The 7401-nt window shown below is 52.7% G+C and carries 9 protein-coding genes; 4 read left to right on the forward strand and 5 right to left on the reverse strand.

Going from position 1 to position 7401, the window contains the following annotated elements:
• Positions 1–132: 132 nt before the first annotated feature.
• Positions 133–495: a hypothetical protein gene (locus PN477_RS18195; RefSeq protein WP_272117267.1), complete on the reverse strand. Its 363-nt coding sequence runs from the start codon at positions 493–495 to the stop codon at positions 133–135.
• Positions 492–1256 (reverse strand): hypothetical protein, encoded by a 765-nt coding sequence (locus PN477_RS18200; protein WP_272117265.1) that lies wholly within the window; start codon positions 1254–1256, stop codon positions 492–494. The genes PN477_RS18195 and PN477_RS18200 overlap by 4 nt, the downstream gene beginning before the upstream one ends.
• A gap of 295 nt (positions 1257–1551) precedes the next feature.
• On the opposite strand from PN477_RS18200, the gene PN477_RS18205 reads away from it, so the two are divergent.
• Positions 1552–3291, forward strand: coding sequence for an iron uptake porin (locus PN477_RS18205; protein ID WP_272117263.1), 1740 nt, complete (start codon positions 1552–1554; stop codon positions 3289–3291).
• A gap of 56 nt (positions 3292–3347) precedes the next feature.
• Here the strand turns inward: PN477_RS18205 and PN477_RS18210 are convergent, their stop codons facing one another.
• The 3 genes from PN477_RS18210 to PN477_RS18220 form a co-directional block, all read right to left on the reverse strand.
• Positions 3348–3935, reverse strand: a complete 588-nt coding sequence (locus tag PN477_RS18210) for a Uma2 family endonuclease (protein WP_272117261.1) — start codon at positions 3933–3935, stop codon at positions 3348–3350.
• A 132-nt stretch (positions 3936–4067) separates the two neighbouring features.
• A complete protein-coding gene (locus PN477_RS18215; protein WP_272117259.1) occupies positions 4068–4367 on the reverse strand; it encodes a (2Fe-2S) ferredoxin domain-containing protein in 300 nt (99 codons plus the stop codon).
• Positions 4368–4397: 30 nt separating this feature from the next.
• Entirely contained in the window at positions 4398–4895 is a 498-nt protein-coding gene (locus tag PN477_RS18220; RefSeq protein WP_272121757.1) for a molybdenum cofactor biosynthesis protein MoaE, read from the reverse strand.
• Between the two features lie 389 nt (positions 4896–5284).
• Between PN477_RS18220 and PN477_RS18225 the strand changes: the two genes are divergently transcribed.
• Genes PN477_RS18225 through PN477_RS18235 form a run of 3 tightly spaced genes read left to right on the forward strand, consistent with a single transcriptional unit; the run spans position 5285 to position 7317 of the window.
• Positions 5285–6271, forward strand: a complete 987-nt coding sequence (locus PN477_RS18225; RefSeq protein WP_272121758.1) for a protein kinase domain-containing protein — start codon at positions 5285–5287, stop codon at positions 6269–6271.
• Positions 6272–6329: 58 nt separating this feature from the next.
• On the forward strand, positions 6330–7019 hold the full coding sequence (locus PN477_RS18230) for a cyclic nucleotide-binding domain-containing protein (protein WP_272121759.1): 690 nt from the start codon (positions 6330–6332) through the stop codon (positions 7017–7019).
• Positions 7020–7044: 25 nt separating this feature from the next.
• Positions 7045–7317, forward strand: a complete 273-nt coding sequence (locus PN477_RS18235) for a hypothetical protein (protein ID WP_272121760.1) — start codon at positions 7045–7047, stop codon at positions 7315–7317.
• The last annotated feature ends 84 nt before the right edge of the window (positions 7318–7401 follow it).

A 7401-nucleotide genomic window follows, 5' to 3' on the forward strand; every position in this document is an offset into this window, starting at 1 on the left:
GAAAATTAAGGACTCGCTGTCGCTCGATTTGTTTGTTGGTGCAAATTCATCTCGCCACTAAAAGGCACGTCCGCCGTTACCTTCGGTAACTCTACTCGGACTCGCTTTATCGTGGGAGTCTTCTTTGCACATTTAAGATAAGTCTGCATTGCCGCTGTACTCAAAGGGTTGCCCCGCTCCACTATAGCCAGCAACAGAGATGCTACTAAATGTCCACACCGATGGAGCAGATTGGCCGGTGGCATAAAACGTATTGGTGGTGTTCCCGGTTTGGTCAATGACTAAAGGTGCGCCGTTGCGATCACTAATATAGTCCGTACTGGTGCCACCCGCACCCATCGTCCATTTTGACTGGATACCAATCGCAATCCCACCGGATGCACTCACCACCGTCGCAGAGGCAAACCCCGGTAAGGTCATCACGCCCCGGCTGTTCGTCAGGGTCACTTCTATAGCGGTGGAACCCCGCACATCCTGATAAGTCAAGACATTCACTTGAGCGATCGCCCCGGACTCCCTGCAGGGACGATGCGGGGATGGACACCGTTGGGACGGAAGGCGCGTTGATTGGGAGTGGGACGGCTGTTCAAAAGAGTTGTACCGGGTTGTGTCGTATTTTCAGGTAGTAAAGGAAGTGAAGTATTTAAGCTCGGTGCGATCGTTGTCTCAGATGGTATAGGAGCTAGTGAGGTATTTAAACCAGGAGCGATCGCTGTTTGAAAGGGTGGGGGTGTAAACTGAAAACCATTAGGAAATTGCTGTCCATTGTTTTCATCTCGAAGCAATCCACGAGTATTAGATGGTACTTGGGCAGACCCTGCGATCGAAGAAATAATAGCCTCATTGGAAAGACCATAAATAGACCATTGTGATGAATACGCGCTCACAGGGTTTCCTGAATTATCAAAACCAGATATTGTGTATTCAAATGGTGAGGTTGCAAGCAAAACACCGGGGCCAGTATTATCAAAGTTCAGTGTAACAGTGCCTATATTGTCTGAGCTATCTAGCGGCCCCCAATTAGCCGAATCAAACATCACTTGAGAACCAAACGAGACAAAAACCGTCACGTCAAGTGACACTGAGTTCGGTAGCACAAAAACACCGCGAGAATTTGTCAAGGTAATCGAATTATTTGAGAGATCAAACGATTGGATGGAAAGAGAACTAACTTGGGAACTCGCTGGGTGAAAGATCCCTGCTATGGTCAGATGGCTCAGGCTTACTACAATAGTGGCAAAATTTTTTTGAAGCATTGGTAACGTGCTTATTTTGTTTGCGATCGTACTCCCAGTTTAGAAGTAACGTACCCAAGAGCGAGCCAAGCGGTGCGTTACGGCGGATTGAGAACATACACCCGAAAAACTGAAAAACCTTACCCGCTTCGCACATCTTACTCCTTATCTTTCTAACTATAGAAGTCAAGAATATTTTTTGCTCAAAAAATAGTTAGATTGGAACTGAACGATACATGAATTATGCTTTCTTTACCTGAGTTGTGATATAAATTAGTGATTCACTCAGTATTTATACGCTGCTCTAGTTTTAAAGATGCTCAATCCATCTCGCCTTGGTCTGTACTCTCTGACGCTCGGATGCACTCTGGCGGTTAGCCCGGTACAGGATGCCCACGGACAAGACCCACTGCCCGTACTGCCCGATGCTAGTACAAATGCTGCTGATCTCGGCTTGCCAGAATCAGGCATCAGCCCAGAGTTCAGCTTCTTCTCATCCGATGCGATGAGCCAATTGACCGGGGTGAACCAACTCACCGATGTGAGTCCTGGGGATTGGGCCTATGGGGCATTGAGTGATCTGATCACTCGCTACGATTGCCTGAAAGGGTATCCTAATGGCACATTTCGGGGGAATCACGCCCTCTCTCGCTACGAATTCGCCGCTGGTCTCAACGCCTGTATGCAAACCATGGAGCGCCTGATCGCTGATACCAGCGCCGAGTTTGTCCGCCGCGAAGACATGGAAACCCTCAACCGGATCATGGCGGAATTTGAAGCCGAACTCGCCCAACTCGGCACACAAGTAGACAACCTCGAAAGCCGCACCCAATTCCTCGAAGACAATCAATTTTCCACCACCACCAAACTCTACGGACAAGTGGTCATGGGGCTGCAAGGCCGCTTCAGCAACTCCGTGGACTATCGCAACAACACCACCGGAGCCGTGGGGAGCGATCGCCGCACCGATACCGCCGACCCCAACGATGAAATCAGTTTCGGATATAACGCCCAACTCACCTTTCTGACCCAATTTGCGCCCGGCAGCTATCTCCTCACCGGGATGCAGGCAGGCAACCTCAACACCAGCGTTACCGATCCTGCTGACTATGGCTTAGTGAACAATAATTTCACTCGCCTCGGCTATGAGTCGGACACGGGCAATAGTGTGTTACTTAGTGATGCCAATTTCCGTCAGCGTGTGACGGATAATTTGGCGTTGATTGTTGGCCCGGCGGGGGTGAATGCGGTGAATGTGTTCCGGGGGCCGTCGCGGGTGGAAAGTGCGGGGTTTGGGCCGATTTCTCGGTTTGCCCAACGCAATCCGATTATTCAACTGGGGGGAACCAGTGCCGGGATTGGGTTTGACTGGCAGGCAACGCCGATCCTGAGTCTGCAAGGGGTTTATTCGGCGGCTTTTGCGAATGTGGCGAGTCAAGGTCTGCTGGGGAAAGCCTATACTGTGGGCTTACAGGCTCTCGTGACTCCCACCCGTAACACCGATATTGCGCTGTATTTTCTCAATGGTCAATCGGGGGCCAATCAAGGATTTTTAAATACCTTTGTGGGGGATGAACAGGTTTCATCGATCAATGGGGTTGATTTAGAAACCAATGCCTTTGGTATTACCGCGAATTGGGCGGTGAATGATGCGATCACTCTGGGGGGGTGGATCGGTTGGACGACCTCTCATCAGTTGAACTTTGATGGGTCGGCTCAGACACAAAATTGGATGGTGTCGATGCAATTCCCGGATCTGTTAGGAGAGGGCAATTTGGGGGCAATTTTCTTTGGTATGCCGCCGCGCATCACAGAAAGCAATATGAATATTAATGGTCAACCGCTCGGTAATATTCCGAGCTTTTTTACGCAGGGAAGTACGGCGTTTAATGGGGGGCGTTCGGATACGGCCTATCATTTGGAGGCGTTTTATCGCTGGCGGTTGAGCAGACACATCACGATTACGCCGGGGATGATGGTGGTGTTTAATCCGGGCCATAACAGCAGTAATGATCCGGTGGCGATCGCTGCCCTGCGGACTACGTTCTCCTTTTAAGGTGCTGCCAATCCGCTGAAGGTCTTGACCGGGACAATTCCTAGAATGCGCTCCTGTCACAAAGTGACATCATCAGTGGGCAGCACGACATCTTCATAGACCCGCGAAAACGGACAGTCTAACCCGACCGTGGTGAGGGTCAGCGTGTCGGTTTCGTCGGCGCTGTAGGTGGTGAGTTCCCATTTACCGCGATCGTTGAGGCGATAGCATTCCACTTGCTGGGCATCGGGGGTGACTAAGCAATATTCGAGGAGCGAGGGGAGGCGGCGATAGTGATAGAACTTACGACCCCGATCTTTGGCTTCCGTGCCGGGTGAAAGGACTTCGATGATCAGTTTGGGGTGTTGAATCTGTTGGGTCGCTTCGAGATCACGGCGATCGCAAGTTACCGCAACATCCGGATATACATAAACCGTCTCGTTAATTTGGAGTTTGGCATCGGCCATAAAGACTTTGCAGGGTTTGCCCCGGAGGTGGGCTTTGAGGGCAGCCGCAAGATTGAGGGTGATGGAGTTATGGGCTAATGTGCCGCCGGTCATGGCGCAAATTTCACCGTTGATGTATTCATGGCGGTGGTTTTGTTCGGCTTCCCAATGCAGGTATTCGCTGGGAGACATGAAGGGGAGATCAGCGGCGGCAACCATAAGTGATGGGGGCGGGATGGACTCGATTCTTATCCTAGACTGAGGATGCTTCGTTTGACCGCTCCAACAGATCAGGTTTGGTTGCCAAACCCCTCACGCATTTGGGTCTGGTGCGATCGCTCGGCAGTTGGGTTAAAACGAGAAGCGGGGATGGATGCGGGGGTGCAGCTTGGCTTCGACGGGTTTGCCGTTGTGGAGATGTTCCGTGACGATTTGTGGCACATCCTCCGGGGTGAGGCGGCAATACCACACCTCATCGGGAACTAAGCGAGCATTGGGGGCCATGTTGCACTGTCCCAGGCAATCTGAGGCCTCAACGACAACATCATCGGGCAACTCGGCCGCTTGAAAGGCAGCGAGGACGGCTTCGCCATTGTGGCGGATACAGTTGACGTTTTGGCAGACGAGGAGGGTGCGGGGGGCAGAGTTCATGGGATTAAGGGAATGGGGTGGGCAAGGGGCTTAAGCCCCTTGTTCAGCATGGGGTGTGGGCAAGAGCGGCGGGCAATTTTCGATCGCCTCACAGGCTCCGATGCTGACCCATTCGCTGCTGCCATCTTGAAAATATTCTTTTTTCCAGACTGGGGCGTTGTGCTTGAGGGTGTCGATCGCGTATTGGCAAGCGGCAAAGGCTTCGCCGCGATGAGGACAACTGACGGCCACGAGGACGCTAATATCACCAATTTTGAGGCGGCCGGTGCGGTGGTGGATGATGATACGATTGGTGTCGGGCCATTGTTGGCGAATGGTGACAGTAATCGCGGCAAACACGGCGATCGCCATCGGCTCATAGGCTTGATATTCCAAATACTCCACCGGGCGGCCGTCGGTTTGCGATCGCACCGTCCCGCTCATCACCACCACTGCCCCACTGGCCGGATCATCGGCCTGGTTGTACACCGTCTCTAATGCCAAGGGTGCAAAGGTGACGGAAACGCGATCGCGCGGATCACAATCCATTCCATGCACGGGGTAAACTAAACCAGGCACCATCCTGAAATCTTTGTTAAAAACATCCCTCACACTATAAATTAAATGAAATTAAATATCATGCCAGGATCAACAATGACTAACCCCCTTGGTTAGGCAGACCCCCCTCTGCTGGCTTGCAAGCCCCCGATAAAATCCGTGTTTATCAATCCCCTTGATCAATCTCCGTCGCACCACATCAGTTTTGCCCCCCTCTCAGCCGCCGATGCTTGTGAGGCTAAACCCTTGCGGGTCGAGGGAATTGGATCATCCCTGGATTCTAAATCCTTGACACCCTTGACTGTGATCTGCAACCTCCGGCAAACTTGCCCGGTGCAGTGGGAATCAATGTCAATCCACCCTACGGTTGATGTCAGGTTATGACCTCTTTAAATCAACGCTATAGCATTGTCCGAACCTTAGGTCATTCGCTTCAAGGTCTTTGTGCATCTACGCTGGCGAATGATCAAATCACTGGGAATCTGGTGGTGATCAAGGACTTTAAGATTCCAGAACATCAGCAGGGTGAACAGTGGTTTAGCCGCTATCAACAGGTGTGCGATCGCTTTCAATCGGTGCATAGTCGCCGAATTGTGAAATACCTCCACACCCACAAAACCGGCACGGGCTTTTCCCTGATCCGTGACTACATCCCATCGAGTGCGTTGGATTTGGCCCCGCAACTGTCCCTCCGCGAAATCCAAAAAATCGCCACCAACGTCCTCGATACCCTGATTCACCTCCAGCAGCGCGATGACGGCTGTGTCCATGCCAACCTCAAGCCCTCGAATATTTTCGTGGATGAAAATTTCACCACACAGTTAACAGATTTTGGGTCGCCATTGATGACCACCGCCCCAATGCCCCCCAATGACTTGCAAAATTTGGGCAGCACATTACTGAGCCTCCTCAACCGCGATCCCCACAGCCAAAAACGATTAACCACCGATGACGTGACGGCGGCGCGGCTCTCGGATGCCCTCAGCGCCACCCTGCCGCCCCAGTTTCAGGAATGGCTCCAAACGTTGCTCAACCATGACCCTAACTATCATGACTATTCCCTCCATCAAGCCAAAACAGATTTAGAGGGGTTACAGTGGGATATCCGCGCTGCCATGAGTCATCCGGATGCTGCCCCTGGATTGCTGCAACGGCGACTCTTTGGGCGGTTGCAACAGTGGCTGACTCAGGTGCGATCGCGCCCCGCTAACCCCGATGGGATCTTGACCCGGTTAGGGGAACCCCATTGGACAGAGGCCGATTTTCAGCAACTCTTGAAGGAATTAGGGGAAGCAGGCTATGGTTGGCTTGACCCTGACCAGGTGCGGCATCAGCTCGAACTGATGAAACAACGACGAAAACTCTAAAGGGTCGGGGTGAATCGGTGCGTCGCTTTGTCCTTTCAGAATGTGTAGGTTGAACAGTATGGAACCACCCAAGATTGGCGAAATTTTGCAACAGGAGTCTACGATTGTCCAGCAGATGATCCTGCGACCGTTAGCCGCCGGCGAGGTGCTGTTTCGACGGGGGGATCTCGGCACAGCGTTTTATGTGATCCAATCCGGACGAGTGCGAATCTCGACGGTGGATCGTCAAGGACAGGATATTATTCTCAATACGATGGAGGCGGGGGACAGTTTTGGGGAATTGGCGTTAATTGATCAGCTACCCCGGACGGCGACGGCGATCGCGATGGAACCCACCACGGTGCTGCAATTGGAGCGCGATTGTTTTTTACAGGCCATCTATGATTCGCCGCTGTTGATGCAGTGGGTGTTGCAGTTGATGGGCGATCGCGCTCGTCACATGACGGAATATATTGAACACCTGGGCTATTGGGCGAACCAAATGATCGAAGGGAGCTATCGCCAAGCCTTGACGACCATTGAAACGGTGACCACCAATACCGACGAGCGGGCCTTGATCGCTGCGTCGGATTCGTTGGCGAAGGTGACCGAGGCGGTGCAGTCGCGGGAAGAATTATTACGCCAACAGATGCAACAGCCGTTGGTGACGATTGATCCCGTCAAGCGCGATCGCGACGTGCGCCAAATCACCGACACCCCCTATTTTCAAGAATTGCTGACCCTCTCCCGTCAGTTACGCCGGGCTTGATCGTGATGCTGAAGGAGGTTCAACGATGATCATTCCCAGCTTGCGCAGTTACGGCCTCTTCGGACTGGGGGCGATCGCAGTGGTGGCCTTGGCCCAATGGCTCCCCCTTGACCAGGTAACGGCCGTGATGCTTCTCTATGACCTGGGGCTGCTGGTGCTGATGGGCATTGATGGGCATCGGGCGCGGCGACGGCGGGCGGACTTAGGGCGGCTCCCGCTGGGGCGGCTCTCGCTGGGGCGAGTTGACACTCTCCGGCGTAAACGCACGAAGATTCTTAATTCAGCGACTGACCTTTAAGCACCGTATCTCTTTCGAGCAATCCTCAAACCTGCCAACCGTGAAAAACACCAATTAACGAGCCTGATTTACAGCAACCCCAGA

This window comes from Spirulina subsalsa CS-330 (genome assembly GCF_028330765.1).
GTDB classification, from domain to species: domain Bacteria; phylum Cyanobacteriota; class Cyanobacteriia; order Cyanobacteriales; family Spirulinaceae; genus Spirulina; species Spirulina subsalsa_A.